This is a genomic window from Streptomyces sp. NPDC059499 (assembly GCF_042749285.1).
Lineage (GTDB): Bacteria > Actinomycetota > Actinomycetes > Streptomycetales > Streptomycetaceae > Streptomyces.
In genome coordinates this window covers 40,073-57,067 of record NZ_JBHYTT010000017.1, presented here as the reverse complement: position 1 = coordinate 57,067, position 16,995 = coordinate 40,073, and the positions used below count along the sequence as shown (strand labels likewise).

General features: G+C 71.8%; 18 protein-coding genes. 7 read left to right on the top strand and 11 right to left on the bottom strand.

Going from position 1 to position 16,995, the window contains the following annotated elements; translation table 11 throughout:
* The first annotated feature begins 243 nt into the window (after positions 1-243).
* Entirely contained in the window at positions 244-906 is a 663-nt protein-coding gene (locus tag ACFW9O_RS30150) for a class F sortase (RefSeq protein WP_384613658.1), read from the top strand.
* A 27-nt stretch (positions 907-933) separates the two neighbouring features.
* On the opposite strand, the gene ACFW9O_RS30145 is transcribed toward ACFW9O_RS30150, so the two are convergent.
* Positions 934-1,779 (bottom strand): polysaccharide deacetylase family protein, encoded by an 846-nt coding sequence (locus tag ACFW9O_RS30145; RefSeq protein WP_384613656.1) that lies wholly within the window; start codon positions 1,777-1,779, stop codon positions 934-936.
* Positions 1,780-1,944: 165 nt separating this feature from the next.
* On the opposite strand from ACFW9O_RS30145, the gene ACFW9O_RS30140 reads away from it, so the two are divergent.
* Positions 1,945-2,406 (top strand): universal stress protein, encoded by a 462-nt coding sequence (locus ACFW9O_RS30140; protein WP_351176794.1) that lies wholly within the window; start codon positions 1,945-1,947, stop codon positions 2,404-2,406.
* 66 nt (positions 2,407-2,472) lie between these two features.
* Here ACFW9O_RS30140 and ACFW9O_RS30135 read toward each other — a convergent pair whose 3' ends face one another.
* A complete protein-coding gene (locus tag ACFW9O_RS30135) occupies positions 2,473-3,684 on the bottom strand; it encodes a CapA family protein (protein ID WP_384613655.1) in 1,212 nt (403 codons plus the stop codon).
* A 257-nt stretch (positions 3,685-3,941) separates the two neighbouring features.
* On the opposite strand from ACFW9O_RS30135, the gene ACFW9O_RS30130 reads away from it, so the two are divergent.
* A complete protein-coding gene (locus tag ACFW9O_RS30130; RefSeq protein ID WP_329205034.1) occupies positions 3,942-4,511 on the top strand; it encodes a sigma-70 family RNA polymerase sigma factor in 570 nt (189 codons plus the stop codon).
* Here ACFW9O_RS30130 and ACFW9O_RS30125 read toward each other — a convergent pair.
* Entirely contained in the window at positions 4,445-4,642 is a 198-nt protein-coding gene (locus ACFW9O_RS30125; RefSeq protein ID WP_383186825.1) for a zf-HC2 domain-containing protein, read from the bottom strand. The two genes, ACFW9O_RS30130 and ACFW9O_RS30125, sit on opposite strands and share 67 nt — an antisense overlap.
* Before the next feature lie 111 nt (positions 4,643-4,753).
* Between ACFW9O_RS30125 and ACFW9O_RS30120 the strand changes: the two genes are divergently transcribed.
* Positions 4,754-5,260 carry a hypothetical protein gene (locus ACFW9O_RS30120; protein WP_384613654.1) on the top strand — a complete coding sequence of 169 codons (507 nt, stop codon included), beginning with the start codon at positions 4,754-4,756 and terminating at the stop codon, positions 5,258-5,260.
* 19 nt (positions 5,261-5,279) lie between these two features.
* Here ACFW9O_RS30120 and ACFW9O_RS30115 read toward each other — a convergent pair whose 3' ends face one another.
* The 4 genes from ACFW9O_RS30115 to ACFW9O_RS30100 all read right to left on the bottom strand — a co-directional run bounded on the left by ACFW9O_RS30115 (position 5,280) and on the right by ACFW9O_RS30100 (position 9,151).
* Complete coding sequence (locus ACFW9O_RS30115; protein WP_384613653.1) at positions 5,280-6,467, bottom strand: sensor histidine kinase; 1,188 nt, start codon at positions 6,465-6,467, stop codon at positions 5,280-5,282.
* 19 nt (positions 6,468-6,486) lie between these two features.
* Positions 6,487-7,950: a cation acetate symporter gene (locus ACFW9O_RS30110; protein WP_384613808.1), complete on the bottom strand. Its 1,464-nt coding sequence runs from the start codon at positions 7,948-7,950 to the stop codon at positions 6,487-6,489.
* A gap of 23 nt (positions 7,951-7,973) precedes the next feature.
* Positions 7,974-8,336 (bottom strand): hypothetical protein, encoded by a 363-nt coding sequence (locus ACFW9O_RS30105; protein ID WP_329205043.1) that lies wholly within the window; start codon positions 8,334-8,336, stop codon positions 7,974-7,976.
* A gap of 62 nt (positions 8,337-8,398) precedes the next feature.
* Positions 8,399-9,151: a LytR/AlgR family response regulator transcription factor gene (locus tag ACFW9O_RS30100; protein ID WP_383186817.1), complete on the bottom strand. Its 753-nt coding sequence runs from the start codon at positions 9,149-9,151 to the stop codon at positions 8,399-8,401.
* A gap of 122 nt (positions 9,152-9,273) precedes the next feature.
* On the opposite strand from ACFW9O_RS30100, the gene ACFW9O_RS30095 reads away from it, so the two are divergent.
* Positions 9,274-9,978 carry a zf-HC2 domain-containing protein gene (locus ACFW9O_RS30095; RefSeq protein ID WP_384613652.1) on the top strand — a complete coding sequence of 235 codons (705 nt, stop codon included), beginning with the start codon at positions 9,274-9,276 and terminating at the stop codon, positions 9,976-9,978.
* A gap of 7 nt (positions 9,979-9,985) precedes the next feature.
* Here the strand turns inward: ACFW9O_RS30095 and ACFW9O_RS30090 are convergent, their stop codons facing one another.
* The 4 genes from ACFW9O_RS30090 to ACFW9O_RS30075 form a co-directional block, all read right to left on the bottom strand.
* Entirely contained in the window at positions 9,986-10,846 is an 861-nt protein-coding gene (locus ACFW9O_RS30090) for an Fpg/Nei family DNA glycosylase (RefSeq protein WP_384613650.1), read from the bottom strand.
* Positions 10,847-10,901: 55 nt separating this feature from the next.
* Positions 10,902-11,771, bottom strand: coding sequence for an amidohydrolase family protein (locus tag ACFW9O_RS30085; RefSeq protein ID WP_384613649.1), 870 nt, complete (start codon positions 11,769-11,771; stop codon positions 10,902-10,904).
* A gap of 183 nt (positions 11,772-11,954) precedes the next feature.
* Entirely contained in the window at positions 11,955-13,316 is a 1,362-nt protein-coding gene (locus ACFW9O_RS30080) for a wax ester/triacylglycerol synthase family O-acyltransferase (RefSeq protein WP_384613647.1), read from the bottom strand.
* Positions 13,317-13,436: 120 nt separating this feature from the next.
* Positions 13,437-15,503, bottom strand: coding sequence for a SpoIIE family protein phosphatase (locus ACFW9O_RS30075; RefSeq protein ID WP_384613645.1), 2,067 nt, complete (start codon positions 15,501-15,503; stop codon positions 13,437-13,439).
* 134 nt (positions 15,504-15,637) lie between these two features.
* Here ACFW9O_RS30075 and ACFW9O_RS30070 point away from each other — a divergent pair, with 134 nt between their 5' ends.
* Together ACFW9O_RS30070 and ACFW9O_RS30065 are read left to right on the top strand one after the other, a co-directional pair.
* Entirely contained in the window at positions 15,638-16,471 is an 834-nt protein-coding gene (locus tag ACFW9O_RS30070; protein ID WP_384613643.1) for a YndJ family protein, read from the top strand.
* Positions 16,468-16,980 (top strand): DUF1990 family protein, encoded by a 513-nt coding sequence (locus tag ACFW9O_RS30065; protein ID WP_384613641.1) that lies wholly within the window; start codon positions 16,468-16,470, stop codon positions 16,978-16,980. Before ACFW9O_RS30070 ends, ACFW9O_RS30065 begins: the two co-directional genes overlap by 4 nt.
* Positions 16,981-16,995: the final 15 nt, after the last annotated feature.

The window sequence follows — 16,995 nt, the reverse complement described above, 5'->3', positions numbered from 1 at the left end:
GACGAACCCTCACCAGATACCGCAAGTGTTGCACTTCGGCACTGCTCCACCTCGGTGATCCGACACGCCGTGCGAGGGGCCCGAAATCTGACGGACCCGCAGGTCACGGACCGTCAGAACTTTTATCTGCTCATTACTCCGAAGTAGAGGGCACCCCCGCGGCCGCCACCCGTTCGCTCTTCCCTGATCGCCGCCGCACCGCCCCGCACCTAGCGTTTGCGGTGTCGCGACGAAGGGAGAACCATGGGCCGGAACCACTGGGGCGCCGAGCGGAGCAGACGCACACCTTGGGGCGCGATCGCCCTGGTGATGCTCACCGGGCTCGCCCTCATGCGTAATGGCGTCGAGACCTCCCCCGGACCACCGCAGCCCGCCGCAGCGGCCTCCGTGGCGGGCCCCCGGGACGTGGCCGCCGCCGTACCGGTCGAGGGCGAACCGGTACAGCCGCTGCCGTACGCGCCCGCCGCCCGGGTACAGATCCCGTCGATCCAGGTGGACGCCCCCGTGATCGACGTGAACCTGGATCCGGCCGGCTGGATCGAGGCGCCGCCGGCGCAGGACCCGAACCTCGCGGGCTGGTACCAGAACGGCATCGCGCCGGGGCAGCGCGGTACGGCCGTCGTGGTCGGCCACGTGGACAACCTGTCGGGCCCCGCGGTCTTCTACGGCCTGGGCTCCCTCCAGAAGGGCCAGCGCGTCGAAGTGGCCCGCTACGACGACCGGGTCGCGGTGTTCGAGGTGTACGGGGTCGAGGTGTTCTCCAAGAACGACTTCCCCGGAGCCCGGGTCTACGGCGACACGGGGTACTCCGAGCTCCGGGTCATCACGTGCGGCGGCGGCTATTCGAAGGCCGGCGGGTACGACGGGAACGTGGTGGTCTTCGCCCGGCTGGTCGAGACGCGCTGACCTTCGGGAAGGCGCGCGCCGCGGCCGTCAGGTGCGGTGCGGGACGGTCAGGCGGTAGCCGTCCTCGATCAGCGCGGGCAGATACCGGCGCAGGGCGTCGACGCTCTGGGACCGGTCGCCGCCCGCGTCGTGCGACAGCACCACGACGCCCGGTGCCGCGCCCGTCCGGATCCTGCGGACGATGGTGGACGTGCCCGGTGTGGTCCAGTCCAGCGAGTCGACGGTCCAGGCCATCGGTTCCATGCCCATCGAGGCGCCGATCTCGAAGGAGTTGCGGTTCCAGGCTCCGTACGGGGCCCGGTACCAGAGCGGCGGGGCCCCCAGCGTCTTCTCGATCACCTCGCTGGTCCTGCCGAGCTCGGCACGGATCGCGTGCCTGGGGAGCGCCGGGATCAAGGGGTGCGACCAGGAGTGGTTGCCGACCACGTGCCCGTCCGCCGCCATCTCACGCAGCAGGTCCTGGTTGTCCTCCGCCATCTCCCCGCAGACGAAGAACATCGCCCGGACGCCGTACCTGCGCAGGGTGGCCAGGATGTCCGGTGTGTACGAGGGGTCCGGGCCGTCGTCGAAGCTGAGCACCATGGCGTCGTGCCCCAGGTCCGGCAGCTCCTCGAACGGCCGGGTGCGCACGGGTGGCGCTTCGGGCAGGTACCGGGGCGGGGCGTGGGAGGTCATGGGGCGCAGGCGGTAACGGGCCGGGGGCGTCCGCGCGCCCCTCGGAGGGCCGGCGGCACTCGTCAGCGGCTCTCCGCCCGGACGCGGGGGCGTACCCGCCGGGTCCGCGGCGATCATGTGTACGACGGTGGCTGCCCCGAGCCCGAGGGCGAGGCGCAGGAGCGTGCGGCGTCGTGCCGGGATCTGATCATGTTTCATGGCCAACTGCTCGCACGCCGTGCGGCCCTGACCTGGCGGCGACACCAGGTGCGCGGCAATGTGCACCCGATGGAGGGAGTGCGCCGGCAGGGACGGACGGGGACGTTCCGGTCCGCACGGCGGCCGGCTCGGGTTCCCTGCCGGAGTGCGGATAACCTCACTGCCGTGACAGACCAGCGACACGACCGGTTCGAACGCGGCACGGACGGCCCCAAGGTGATCGTCGCGGGCATCGACGGATCCGACTCGTCGATGCGGGCCGCGGCCTACGCCGCAGGCCTCGCACGCCGTCAGAACGCCATGCTCGCCCTCGTCTACGTCCAGCCGGTGATCCCGGCCGGCGCGGCCCTGGGGGTACCGGTCTCCGGGGCGACGGAGGAGATCGCCGAGGAGCTGGTGAGCGAGATCAGGACGGCGACCGAACGGCTCAAGGACATATGGAATGTCCGCTGGGAGTTCCACACCTTCCGCGGCGATCCGTACAACGGGCTCGTGACAGCGGCGGACGAGCTGAAGGCGGACGCCGTGGTGGTGGGTGCGTCGGAGTCCGCCGGGCACCGGTTCATGGGTTCGGTGGCGGTCCGGCTGGTGAAGGCCGGGCGCTGGCCGGTCACGGTCGTCCCGTGACCGCGCGGTCGTATCGGCGTCGTTCCGGACACCTGGACAGCCGGACGCCTCGGCCCCGCCGGCAGGCTACTTCCCCCTCACGAGTCCGTCCTGGCCGGCACCACGGCTGAGGACGACATCGCGAATCCGGTCGCGGGCCTCCCGCCGGTGGTCCGCTGCGCCCTCCACGGCCGCGTCGAGGTTCCACGCGCGCCCGGTGACGGGGTCGAACCGGTGGGGGATGAATTCGGCCTTGCTGACCGTCCAGCGCTCCCCGGCTTTCCCCGGCGGCGCGAAGGTGAAGCGGCCCATCGAACTCTCGTTGCCGCGCGGATCCTGGGCGCCGTCGTGATTGACCATCGCACCGGAGACGTGGTCACCCATGCCGTAGACGATCCAGGTGCCGTTGACCTTCTCGTACGCCTGCGGCACATGGGCGTGGGTGCCGAGGATCAGGTCGATGTCGGGGCGGCCCCCGGTCACGGAGGCCGTGAGTTCCCGGCCCAGCGCGAGCTGGTCCTCGTCGGGTTCGTCCTGCCACTCCGTACCCCAGTGCAGGGAGAGGACGACGACGTCGGCGCCGGCCCGGCGGGCTGCCCTCGCGTCTGCGACGATCCGGTCCCGGTCGATCAGGTTGACCGCCCAGGGCTGCCCCGCGGGCAGCGGCATGTCGTTGGTTCCGTAGGTGTACGCGAGGTGCGCGACCTTCGGGGCCCGTTTGCCCCGACCGGCCTTCAGCAGGGTGGGACGGCCCGCCTCGGCCGAGGACCGGGCGGATCCGGCGTGCGCGATGCCGGCCTTGTCCAGGGCGTCGAGGGTGCGCCCGATCCCCGGCGCTCCGTCGTCCAGGGTGTGGTTGGAGGCCGTGGAGCAGGAGTCGTAGCCGGTGGAACGCAGCGCCTGTGCCACCTCGGGCGGTGATTTGAAGGTGGGGTAGCCCGTGTAGGGGCCGCCGTCCTGCCCGTACACCGTCTCCATGTGACAGATGGCCAGATCCGCGCCCGAGACGGCGGGAACGGAACCCTTGAGCATCGGGCGGAAGTCGTAGCCCCGGCCACCGGCGTCCGCCGCGGCCCGGTCGATGACGGAGGAGTGGGGCAGGATGTCGCCCGAGGCCAGGAGCGTGAAGGTGCCCGCGCTGTCCGCTCCGACGCCGCCCGCCCCGCTGCCGCCCCCGTCCGCGGACAGTTGGCGCCCGGCGAAACCCGGGGGCGTGGACTGCTGGCCGGTACAGGCCGTCGCTGCGGCGAGCAGTCCCGCGACGGCGATCACCGCGCTTCGTCGGATGCGCTTCGTCATCGGCACGACTCCCAGTTCGGATGATTTCGGCCATCTGAATAGACATATATTCATACCGACGAGTCAAGGACATAGGTGCCGAAGTACCTGAATCGGCCGTATCGCCGTCTCCCGACCGTTCACCGCACCACTCGCCGCTCCGTGCGACCGCTCGGCGCACATCTCGGTGTGCTGCCTGTTCCCCCGGGCCGCGATGCGTTCGTATACGCCAGGCGGGAGCGAGGCGGCAGGGGCCTCTTCGGGAAAGGACGTTCACGATGACCACGGCGACAACCGATGAGCGGACCCTCGCGGAGTTGCAGCGGGAACACGGGCCGGCTCTGTTCCACTTCCTGCTCGGGCTGACGTTCGGCGACCGCCAGCGCGCGGAGGACCTGCTGCAGGAGACCCTGGTCCGCGCCTGGCAGCATCCGGAGGCGTTCGACGCCCCGTACGACTCGATGCGCCCCTGGCTCTTCACCGTCGCCCGGCGTCTGGCCATCGACGCCCGCAGGTCACGCCAGGCCCGGCCCGCCGAGGTCAGCGATGTGGTCCTGGAGAGCGCTCCCGCCCGGGAGAACACCGCGGACTCGGCGGTCCGCGCGCTCGATGTGCGCGAGGCGGTCAGGACCCTCAGCCCCGAGCACCGCGCGGTGCTGGTGCAGATCTACTTCCGCGGGCTGAGCGTGGGCGAGACGGCGCAGGCGCTCGGCATACCGGCGGGCACCGTCAAGTCCCGTTCGTACTACGCGCTGCGGCTGCTGTCCCGCAATCTTCCCGGCTACTCCAGCAGGTCGTCCTCGCTGAGCAGTGCGAGCAGGGACACCGTGTCCGCGACCTCCACGTAGGCCGCGGCGCACGCGTCGCACCGCTGGAGGTGCCCGGCGACCGGACCGCTCTCGTCGGCGGCCAGCGCGTCGAGCACATACGCACCCAGCAGCTCCCGCACATGCGGGTCGTCGCCGCGTTCGGCGGTCATCGCACCTCGTATCTCCCGACGGATCCTGCCCTTCTGCCCACGCGGGGCACGCGCCCCCGGTTCAATGCTGCGTGAAGCCCGGTACCGAGTCGAAGAAAGAGGCGAGACGGGATGCGTCCCGAACGGCACGATGGAACCAGTGGGGGCGGGCTGCTGGTCCCGATGGACTGGATGTACGCCGAGTACATCGCGGACGAACTGCTGCTGACCGGCGACCTGATGGAGCCGACGACTCTGGAGTACCGGGCGGGCCGGGACGCGCTCGCCCTGACGATCTTCCTCTCCGTGGGGGCGGTGGCCGACGCGCTGCCCGCGGCCCGGGTGGACGAACTGCGGCTGCTCACCGCGTACGGAGCGCCCTGGAGACGGTGGGTGTGCGCGCGGCTGGACACCCGGGAACGCCCGGCGGCCGAGGGCGCGCCGCCGGATCCCGACCTCGCGCTGGCGCGCGCGGCCTGGCGCTGGCTGGAGGAGACCGAACTGCTGGCGGCGGACCTGGACGCGATCGGGTCGCCCTGGGAGCCGACGGGGAGCGAGGAGGAGCGGGAGGCGCAGGTGTGGACGCCCGCGTGGCAGCTCGGGCTGCCGCTCGGGCATCTGGCGATCCATCTGTACTGAGCGGCCGCACCACGGGTCGTCATGAACCGTGGACTCCCGCACGGTACTTGGGCAGTCGCAGGGTGATCTTCATGCCGGCGCCCGCACCGGTCTCGATGACCAGCCCGTAGTCGTCGCCGTACACCTGCCGCAGCCTCTCGTCGACGTTGAGCAGTCCGATCCCGGTGGACGTGCCGCCCTCGCCGCGCAGGATCTGACGCAGCCGGCCCGGGTCCATGCCGATGCCGTCGTCCTCGATGACCACCTCCGCCTCGGCGCCCGCGTCCAGTGCGCTGATCGTGATGCGGCTCCGGGTGACGGCGCCCTCCAGGCCGTGCTTGACGGCGTTCTCGACCAGCGGCTGGAGGCAGAGGAACGGCAGGGCGACGGGCAGCACCTCCGGGGCGACCTGCAGGGTCACCGAGAGCCGCTCTCCGAATCGGGCCCGAACCAGCGCCAAGTACTGGTCGATGGAGTGCAGTTCGTCGGCCAGGGTGGTGAACTCGCCGTGCCTGCGGAAGGAGTAGCGGGTGAAGTCGGCGAACTCCAGGAGCAGTTCACGCGCCTGCTCCGGGTCGGTGCGGACGAACGAGGCGATCGCCGCGAGCGAGTTGAAGATGAAGTGCGGGGAGATCTGCGCCCGCAGCGCCTTGATCTCGGCCTCGATCAACTGCGTGCGGGAGCGGTCGAGCTCGGCGAGTTCCAGCTGTACGCAGACCCAGCGGGCGACTTCTCCCGCGGCCCTCGCCAGGACGGCGGATTCGCGGGGCGCGTAGGCGACGAGTGTGCCGAGCACCCGGTGGTCGACGGTCAGCGGGACGGCGACGGCCCAGCGGAGCGGGCAGTCGAGGTCGCCGCAGTCACTGTGGAAGGCGGTGTCCCGGCCGCTGGCGAGGAGCCCCTGCACGTGGTGCATCACGTCCTTGCCGTGATGGTCCCCCTCGCCGTCCCACACGAGCACCTGGTCCCGGTCGGTGAGGCAGAGGGCGTCGGTCCCCAGCAGCGAGCGCAGCCGGCGTGCCGATCTGCGGGCGCTCTCCTCGGTGAGTCCGGCGCGCAGGGGCGGCGCGGCGAGGGATGCGGTGTGCAGGGTCTCGAAGGTGGCGTGCTCGACGGGCGTCCCCACGTCACTGGTGCGTACGGGCCGTGCGGTGCGTCCGAGGAGGAAGCCCGTACCGAACAGCAGCAGGGTGAGCACGGCTATGACGGCGATCCCGGCCCCGGTCACCGGTTCTCCTTGCAGGGGCTCATCGCCCTCTCCCCGAAGTCAGAGTTTCCGGCAGGTGGAAGCGGGTCATGGCCGCGTTGGTGCCCGGCGGTATCCGTCCCGGCGTGGCCAGGGACACCAGGATCATCGCGAGGAAGCCGACCGGCACCGACCAGACGGCGGGCCAGGCGAGCAGGGCGTGCGGCCAGCCCGGCGGGCGCACCGCGCCGCTCACGGTGATGGCCACGGACAGGAGCGCGGAGCCGCCGCCGAGCAGCAGTCCGGCGATCGCGCCCGGCGGGGTGAGCCGCCGCCACCAGATACCGAGGACGAGTAGCGGGCAGAAGGAGGAGGCGGAGACCGCGAAGGCCATGCCCACCGCGTCGGCCACCGGCACCCGGCTGACGAGCAGTGACCCGGCCAGCGGTACGGCGATGGCGAGGACGGTGGCCAGCCGGAAGTGCCGTACACCGCGCGAGGGCAGGACGTCCTGCGTGATCACCCCCGCGACGGCCATGGTGAGCCCGGATGCCGTGGACAGGAACGCGGCGAACGCGCCTCCGGCGACGAGCGCGCCGAGGAGGTCACCGCCCAGGCCGCCGATCACACGGGCGGGCAGCAGCAGCACGGCGGCGTCGGCGTCACCGCCGTGCATGAGCTCGGGTGCGTACAGCCTGCCCAGGGCCCCGTAGACCGGCGGCAGGAGATAGAACACGCCGATGAGGGCGAGGACGGCGACGGTGGTGCGGCGGGCGTCGCGGCCGTTGGGGCTGGTGTAGAAGCGGACGACCACGTGGGGCAGGCCCATGGTGCCGAGGAAGGTCGCCACGATCAGCCCGTACGTCGCGTAGAGCGGGTGCTCCGCGCGGAAGACGGAGACCTGCTCGTCGAAGCTGACAGGGGGCCGTCCGTCGCCCTGCCAGGCCAGCACCAGGAAGATCGCCGGGACGAGGAGCGCGGTGAGCTTGAGCCAGTACTGGAACACCTGCACGAAGGTGATCGAGCGCATGCCGCCCGCCGCGACGGCGAGCACGACGACGGAGGCCACGAGCACGTCGCCGAGCCAGCCGGGCGCTCCGGTGAGGATCTTCAGGGTGAGTCCGGCGCCCTGCAGCTGCGGTACGAGGTACACCCAGCCCGCGCCGACGACGAACACGCTGACCAGCCTGCGCACCTGGCGTGACTCCAGGCGCCCTTCGGCGAAGTCGGGCAGGGTGTACGCCCCGGAGCGGCGCAGCGGCGCGGCGACGAACACCAGCAGCACGAGGTATCCGGCGGTGTATCCGACCGGGTACCAGAGCATGTCGGGTCCGTGCACCAGCACCAGGCCCGCGATGCCCAGGAAGGACGCGGCGGAGAGGTACTCGCCGCTGATCGCCGCGGCGTTGAGGCGTGGCCGCACGGTGCGGGAGGCGACGTAGAAGTCGGACGTGGTCCGGGAGATCCGCAGCCCGAAGCCGCCGACGAGCACGGTGGCCAGGACGACGAGGGCGACCGCCACCATCGATGCCGGATGGCCGGGGGCGGTCACGGTGCGGGGCGGCCTTCCACGAGTCGGGCGAAGTCGCGCTCGTTGCGCTCGGCCCTGCGTACGTACCACCAGGCGGCCAGGGTGAGCGGCGGATAGGTGGCGAAGCCGAGGACGGCCCAGACGAGGGTGTTGCTGTGGAGGGCCTCGAAGACCAGCGGCAGGGTGCCGGCGACCAGGGCGAGTACGCCGAAGGCGGTGAGTCCGGCGCGGAGCTGGCTGCGCATCAGCGAGCGGACGTAGGCGCCGCCGAGGGCGGTCTGCTCGTCGATCTCCGACTGGGCACGGTAGCGGGGCAGCGGACGCACCCGCCGCGGCTCCCCCGTGACCACTTCGCGCCGGGGCGTGCTCTCTGCGGACATGGGCCCGGAGTCTAGGCGGCACGGGCCTCGGCTGGGAAGGGGCGAGCCCGGGTAGGCGCAGGTCAGCGGCCGGTCTGGCGCATCAGGAGATCGCGCAGGGCCCGGGTGTGACGACGGCTGACCGCGAGCTCCGCGTCCCCGATGCGCACGCTCATGCTGCCCGCGTCGAGGCGGAGTTCGTCGATACGGTTCAGCGCGACCAGATGGCGCCGGTGGATGCGCACGAAGCCGCGGGACCGCCAGCGTTCCTCGAGGGTGGTCAGCGGGATCCGGACGAGGTGGCTGCCCGTGGCGGTGTGCAGCCGGGCGTAGTCGCCCTGCGCCTCGGCGTACGCGATGTCCTCGACGGGTACGAACCGGATCACCCCGCCCAGTTCGACCGGGATCTGGTCGGCGGCGGCGTCGTGGACGGGCGCGGAGCGCTCGCCGACCTGTTCGGCGACGCGGCGGACGGCCTCGGCCAGGCGCTCACGGCGGACGGGCTTGAGCACGTAGTCGACGGCCTTGAGGTCGAAGGCGTGCACGGCGAAGCCCTCGTGGGCGGTGACGAAGACGATGAGAGGGGGCGCGGCGAACCCCGCCAGGAGCTGGGCCACGTCGAGTCCGGTGAGGCCCGCCATGTGGATGTCCAGGAAGACGACGTCGATGGCCGAGGGGTCCTCGGGCCCGGCGTCGACGGCACTGCCGATGCGGCGCAGCGCCTCGGTCGCACCCGTGGCACCCTCGGCGCTCCGGATGCGCGGGTCGGCGCGCAGGAGGTAGAGGAGTTCCTCCAGGGCGGGTGCTTCGTCGTCGACGGCGAGTACGCGCAGCATGAGGCCGGAGTTTAGACCGACCGGCACCTGTGGGGCGGCGGCGCGGGGGCCCCTTCTTCCGCCCCCCGTGTGCCGGCCGTTCTCGGGCCGGTCGGTCGCTGGGTGTGTACCTGCGTTGCGGCATGAGTGATTTACGGGTCCGCTGCGTACGTGTGGGCATGCGCATCCTCGAACCCCATCGCGACGTCGGAGCCTACGTGCTCGGCGTGCTCGGTGCTGCCGATGCCTTCCGTTTCGAGGAGCACCTGACGGAGTGTTCCGCCTGCGGGGTCCAGGTGCGCGAGTTCGGGGAGGTGGCGGCTCAGCTCGCGGTGTACGCGCGCCGGACACCGGCCGGGGTCGCTCCGGTGGCCGATGCCGGGCCGGAACTCCTGCACCGGATCGTCGCGGTGGCGAGGGCCGGACGCCGCACGTCCCGAAGACGGCGCCTCGCCCTGGTGGCGGCGGCCGTGGTCCTCGGCGTCGGCGGGCCGGCGGCCGTGGCGGGCCTGTACGACGGCTCACCGTCCCGTCCGGCGACGGCCGAACGGTGGGCGGGAGGGGACCGGGGCTCCGGTGTGAGCGCGGTGGTGACGACCGGTGAGAGGGAGTGGGGCTCGGACGTCGGACTGGAGGTGGCGCGAGCTACGGCGGCGGGGTCGTGCGCGCTGGTCGCCGTGGGGCGGGACGGCAGCAAACAGACCGTGAGCACCTGGTCGGGTACGGGTACGGCGCCGGGCGAGGAGCCGGCGGTGGTCCGAGGGGGCGCCGCGCTGCGGCCCGCCGAGATCGATCACTTCGAGGTCTGGTCGTCGGACGGGCAGTGGCTGGCGACGGTGACCCGCTGACGACCCGCTATTTGAGCAGGCGGGACAGGCGCCGGTCGGCGAGGGGCTTGCCGCCGGTCTGACAGGTGGGGCAGTACTGCAGCGAGAAGTCGCTGAACGACACCTCCAGCACGGTGTCACCGCAGACGGGGCACGGCTGACCCGTACGCCCGTGGACACGCATGTTGCTCTTCTTCTCGGCTTTGAGCTTCCCGGCGGCGACGCCCCGGGAACGTTCGACGGCTTCCTGGAGGGTGGTGCGCATCGCCGTGTACAGATGGCTGATGTCGGCGTCGCCGAGGCTCGTGGTGAGTTTGAACGGGGACATCTTCGCGACGTGCAGGATCTCGTCGCTGTAGGCATTGCCGATGCCGGCGATCAGGGACTGGTCGCGCAGGGCTCCCTTGATCTGTCGCCGTTCCCCGCCGAGCAGCCGGGCGAACGCGTCCCGGTCGAAGGAGTCGGCCAGCGGATCGGGCCCGAGGCGTGCGACACCCGGCACGTCCGCCGGGTCGCGTACCAGGTGGACCGCGAGACGCTTGGTGGTGCCCATCTCCGTGAGGTCGAACCCGTCGCCACCGGCGAGGATCAAGCGCAGGGCCAGAGGGCCCTTCCCCGGCCGGGGCGGTGTGGCGGGGAAGCTGTCCTTCCACTGCAGCCAGCCGGCCCGGGCGAGGTGGGTCAGCAGATGGAGTGGTCCTGCCGTGATGTCCAGAAATTTGCCATGCCTGGCCACGGAGGTGACGGTCTCGCCCTCCAGGTCGGTGAGCGGCGGGTCGTACGTCTTGAGAACACTGATCGCGAGAGGCAGGACGCGGGCGATCTCCCTGCCGACCAGGTGGTCGCCGAGGAAGTCCCGCAGTGCTTCGACTTCGGGCAGTTCGGGCATGACACCAGCCTGCCGCAGTGGACCGGCCGATGCCGCGCGGTGGCGCGGCGCGCCTTCAGCCGGCAGCTTCGCCCAGGCCGTAGACACGGTGTGCGGTGGCGGCGAAGACCGACCGCTGCTCGTCCTCGCCGAGACCGCCGGTCAGTACCCGGGCCGCATCGACGACATCGGCGTACGACGCGGCGAGCCGGCACACGGGCCAGTCGGATCCGAACATGACCCGGTCGGGTCCGAACGCGTCGATGACGGTGTCGGCGTACGGGCGCAGGTCCTCGACCGTCCATGAGCGCGGGTCCGCCTCGGTGACCAGGCCGGAGAGTTTGCACACGGTGTTGGGCAGCGCGGCCAGATCCCGGAGCCCGTCGGCCCACGGGTGCGTACGCCCCTGTGCCACGGGCGGTTTGCCGGCGTGGTCGAGTACGAAGGTGAGTCCGGGCACCAGGGCGGCGGCCCGGACGGCGGCGGGCAGTTGGTGCGGCAGGACGATCAGGTCGTAGACGAGTCCGGCCTGTGCGACGGCCCCGAGTCCGCGAAGGACGTCGGGGCGCAGCAGCCACTCGGGGTCGGGTTCGCCCTGGACCTGGTGGCGGATTCCGACGAGCAGGTCGCCGCCGGGCAGGGCACGCAGGGCGGCGAGCGTCTCGTCGACGTCCGGTGCGGTGAGGTCGGTCCACCCGACGACTCCCGCGACGAGACCGCTGCCTGCGGCGAGTCCGAGGAACTCGGGGGTCTCCTCCGCGACGGTGACGGTCTGGACGAGGACGGTGGCCCGCACACCCGCGGCCCGTGCTTCCGGTTCCAGGTCGGCGAGGGTAAAAGTACGGCGGATCGGGGCGAGTTCCTCACCCGTGATCCAGTCCTGGTCCCGTACGGCGAGGTCCCAGACGTGATGGTGGGCGTCGATGATCCCCGTGGGCGGTGTCATGTCCGGTCCGAGCCTGATGCGCCGCATGCGTCTGCCGCCCTTGCCGATGATCGCCGGTGCACTGCACAGCGAATATTCATCGGATCACTTGGATGCGTCAACTCCTGTGACGGCTTGGACGCACTGCTTTCCCTTCAAGTTGTCCGATCTATCGACGGCCGACCGGTCCGCGGCCGGCCCGCCCTAGGACGGGGCAGGGACGACGGGCACGACCGACGACTGCAGTTCCGCCAGCTCGTCCTGGACGGCCGCCGCCAGCCGGTCGAGGTCGGGCAGCGCCTTGCCGTCGGCCACCAGCCCGACCTGCACCCGTCCGCCGTACGTGGACAGGGCGACGGCGAGTGCCTGCCCGCGGGCCAGGGGGGCCATCGGGTAGACCGCGCTGAGCGGGCAGCCGCCGAGCGAGAGCGCCGAGCGAGGCAGGGGAACGCTGGTGACCAGGACGTCGAAGAGCATCCGTGCCGCGTTCCCGGCCAGCGGAGCACCGAACCGGTGGGCCAGGGCGGGGAGCTGATCGGCGAGCACGGCCACCGCGCCCGCACCGCGCATCGGGCCCGCGGCCTTGTTGCGGTCCATACCGCTGCGGACCAGACGCAGCCGCTCGCGGCCGCGCGGCTCCCCGACCGGGAGGCCGAGCAGGTAGGCGGAGAGACGGTTGCCGGTGGCCGCAGCGTGCGGCCGGCGCCGGGAGACGGGGACCAGCGCGCGCGGGTCGGCTCCGGGAAGCTGCTCGCCGCGTTCGATCATCCAGCGGCGCAGCGCACCGGCGACCACGGCGAGCAGGACGTCGTTGGCCGTGCCGCCCTCGGCCCGGCGGATCCGCTGGACCGTCTCGGCGTCGAGTTCGGCGGTGGCCAGGCGGCGGGTACCGCTGGAGCTCGCGGTCAGGACGGTCGAGCCGCGCATGTCGAGTCGGCTGGCCCGGACGACCGAGGCACCGACCCCCAGCGCCCGGCCGACGTCCCCGATGCGGTCCAGTGCCGCGCCCGCCACCTTGTGCGGGCCGGGCAGCCAGGAGCGCGGGGGCACCGGTGTCCTGCGCCGTACGGCGCCGCGCCCCGTTCCGGCGGCGGCGATCTGGTCGAAGATCCCGGCCCCGATGGCCACGGCGCGCATCCCGTCGGCGAGCGCGTGGTGCAGCTTCACCAGCACGGCGAACGGGCCGCCGCCGGGACCGCTCAGGAGGTACATCTGCCAGGGCGGCAGGCCGCGTTCGAGCGGCTGCTCCATGAGCTCGCCCGCCAGCCGGGTCGCCTCCGCCATGAAGTCGCCCTCCGCCAGGACCACCCGGCGGACGTGCCGGTGCACATCGAAGTCCTTGTCGGTGAACCAGGCGGCCCCGCCCACGGGCAGCAGGACGTCCCGCACCCTCATGCGGAGTCGCGGAATCGCGGCAGCCCGCTCCCCCAGCAGAGCCAGCAGGTCCTGCGGACCCACTCCGGGCGCCGGGGAGAAGACGGCGAGCGCACCCAGGTGCATCGGGTGGGCATCGGATTCGAGGTGCCAGAAAGCCAGATCAAGCGGTGCAAGGAGCTCGGTACTCAACGGGGCCTCGTGTCATCGACAGCAGGACTGCAGGATCGCAGTCAATCGCTGGTGATCGGTTACGGTCAAGCATTGACGTGTTACGTGCTGTTACATCCTCGCGTCGCGGCGCCCCTCCCGCTACCCGCGCTCCGGGATGACGAACTCGCACCACACGCATTTGCCGTTGCCGCGGGACTCCACGCCCCACACGTCGGACAGCCGGTCGACGAGCATCAGCCCCCGGCCCGAGACCCCGGACTCCCCCGCGTCCCTGCGTCGCGGCAGTGCGCTGGACCGGTCCTCCACATCGACCCGGAGGCGGCGTTCCGGGCCGGTGAGCACCCTGATGGTGACGATCGCCCCGCCGTCGGTGTGCATCAGCGCGTTGGTGATCAGCTCGTCCGCGGCCAGCTCGACCTCGTCCGCCCGGTCCTTCGCCCCCCAGGCGCGTACCGCCGCCCGGATCATGTGGCGGGAGGAACTCAGCGCCTCCGGGTCGTTCTGCGCGACGTGCTGCTGGAGCCTTCCGCCCGGGTGGGGCGCGTGCGCGGCCCTGCGGCGCAGCAGCAGCAGCGCCACGTCGTCCTCGCCGCCCCGCTCCTCGACGACGTCGCAGAGCCGGTCGGCCAGCTGCTGAATGTCCTGCGGGCCGTTGTGCACCGTGGAGGCCAGCAGTTGCATGCCCTCGTCGAGGTCGGCCCCGGGCAGCTCGACCAGGCCGTCGGTGTACAGCAGCAGCGTCTGGCCGGGGTCGAGCTCGACGGTGGCGACCGGGTACTCGAGACGCCCGAACTCGGCCGAGAGCCCCAGCGGCAGGCCGCCCTCGGCGGGCAGCCTGCGGCAGCTGCCGTCGACGTCGCGTACGAGCGGGTCGACATGGCCGGCCCGGACCAGCTGCACCACCCCGGAGGTCAGGTCGATCTCGGCGTACGTGCACGTCGCGAAGCGGTCGGTGTCGAGCTCGTGGAGGAAGACGGAGGCCCTCGCCATCACGGTGGCGGGGCTGTGCCCCTCGGCCGCGTAGGCGCGCAGCACGATCCGGAGCTGCCCCATGACCGCGGCGGCGTGCGTGTCGTGACCCTGAACGTCTCCGATGACGGCACCGACCCGGCCGCCGGGCAGCGAGATGACGTCGTACCAGTCGCCGCCGATGTCCCGGCCGAGCCGGGCGGAGCGGTAGCGGACGGCGACCTGCGCTCCCGCGACCTCGGGGATCCGGCGCGGGAGCATCGCCTGCTGGAGACCCTCGGCGAGATCGTGTTCCTGCTCGTAGAGCATGGCCCGCTGCAGGCTCTGGGCGATCGAGCTGCCGAGGGCCACGAGCAGGTTCCGCTCGTCGGCCGTGAAGCCCGCCTTGTTGCCGTAGAGGAGGCCGAGCGCGCCGATCGGGCGGGCCTGGGCGATGAGCGGCAGGTAGGCGGCGGCGGTGATGCCGAGGTGGCTGATGTGGGGCCAGAGGATCGGGAAAGAGGTCGCGAAGTCCTCGGCGGACTCGATGAAGCGGGGCGCGAGGGTGCGGATCACCTCGCTCATCGGGTACGGCTCGTCCGTCCGGGTGTACCGCGTGCCGGGCACGTAGGCTCCCTCGGGCCCGTCGGCCACGAGGTGGATGCGCCCGGACTCCAGCAGACCCATGACGAGGCTGGTGGCGCCGAGGTTGGCCAGGCCCTGGGAGTTCTTGAGGACGTCGGTGACGTCCTTGACGGTGCGGGCGTGGGCCAGGGCGGCCGTCGTGCCCTCCACCAGACTGGTCCGGCGCCGCCGCTCCTGGTCCACCTCCCGGCGGGCCGTGGAATCGGCCAGCTCCTGGGTGGCGTCGCGCACGATGCCGATGATGCGCCGCGGTCTGCCGGTGCCGTCCCGGCGGATGAAGCCCTGGGTGTGGGTCCAGCGCAGTGTGCCGTCGCGCCGCATGACACGGAAGTACGCACCGTAGTTGCTGCGTCCGCTCTTGAGCGCCTGCGAGACCATGCCGTCGAGCCTGATCGCCTCGTCGGTGGGAACGCGCGGAGCCAGCGAGGCGGGACGGTCGTCGTACTCGTCGGGGCGCAGGTCGAACACGTCGAGAGCGGGCTGGTCCATGTGCATGAGGCCACTGTCCAGATCCCAGTCGAAGCTGCCCATTCGGTTCAGGGCGAGGCTGAGGTCCGGGTGGGCGGGCCAGTCGTCCGGGAGTGACAGGGCACCCGCTACCCGATCATCCATGTGCGCCACTCTGCCATTATTTGTCCGATTCCTCGACCGAACCGTCCACCTTGAACGTGTTCAAGAAAGGGCATATTCTCAGCGCGACAGCAGTTGAACACGTTCAATGCGGCGTGAAATCGAGGGTGGGCGCGATGTCCGTGCTGGTCGGTCTCATCGTGATGCTGGGCATGCTGGTCATCGTGCCGGCGGGCCTGAGGCTCGTCGGCGACCCGGCATTGGACCGGATACGCCGTCTGTGGCCGCTCTTCGCGGTACCCGGCGCGGTGGCCATGTGGCTGCCGCGCGGAGCCACCGCCACCGCACTCGCCTGCTGCTACGCCCTGGGGGCACTCGTCCTCGCGGCACACGCCCCGTGGCGCCTGGCCCGGACCCGCAGCATCCGTCCCGCGGAGATCGCCCTGCTCACCGCACTGGTCACCCCGTCGGTCGCCGCGCTCGCCCTCGTCGCGGAGCGTGCGGGCCACGAACTGTTCGGCTTCGGGCTCGGCATCCTGGCGCTGACCGTGCCGCACTTCCACTTCGCCGGCTTCGCCGCGGCCCTGGTCGCGGGTCTCGTCTGCCGGGGCGCCGACGGGCCGGCCGGTCGCTTCGCCGCCCTGAGCGTGCCCCTGGGCACCCTGCTCGTCCTCGTCGGCTACTTCGTCGGCGACCGGGCGGAACTGGCCGGTGCCGTGGTGCTGACCGCCGGGATGTGGACGGTCGCTCTTCTGACCTGGCGCACCGCTCGTGGCGGGCGGGACTTTGCGACCCGCATCCTTCTCGCCACCTCGGCCGCCGTACTCGTGGCGACGATGGTGCTCGCGCTGAGCTGGGCACTCGGCGAGGCCACCGGACTGCCCCACCCCACCCTGACGTGGATGGCCGCCACCCATGGACTGGGCAACGCACTGGGCTTCGCCCTCTGCTCGCTGCTCGCCTGGCGCCGCATCCAGGACCGCACCCACCCGGAAGGCAGGACCGCATGACCACTCTGACGTACCCCGAGGTCGGAGCCACTCGCCTGGGGCCGCTCCCGCAGGGCTACCACCACCTGCACCACCGGACCGCCGTGGGCCGCGGCCGCGCCGACTTCGAGGCCGCGGGCGCCGCCGTCACCGAATGGCGGATGCACCGCGGGGCCGGAACCCGGGTGAACGCCTCCGCCGAGCGGGCGGCCGAAGGAGGGTCCGTCGCGATGTCGCTGGGCATGGGGCCGTTCCGCGTGACCGCGCACTGCGAGGTCGTCTGGACCGCGTACGAGCCGGGGCGCATCGGCTTCGGCTACGGCACCACGGCCCGGCACCCGGAACTGGGCGAGGAGTGCTTCGTGGTGGACCTGGCGGACGACGGCACGGTGTGGTTCACCGTCATGGCCTTCTCACGGCCCGCCTCCTGGTACGCCCGGCTCGCCGGCCCCCTCGTACCGGTGTTCCAGCGGTTGTACGCGCGCCGGCTGGGCAACACGCTGCGCCGGAGCGTGCTCGCGGGCCGATGAGCCGATACTGGAAGC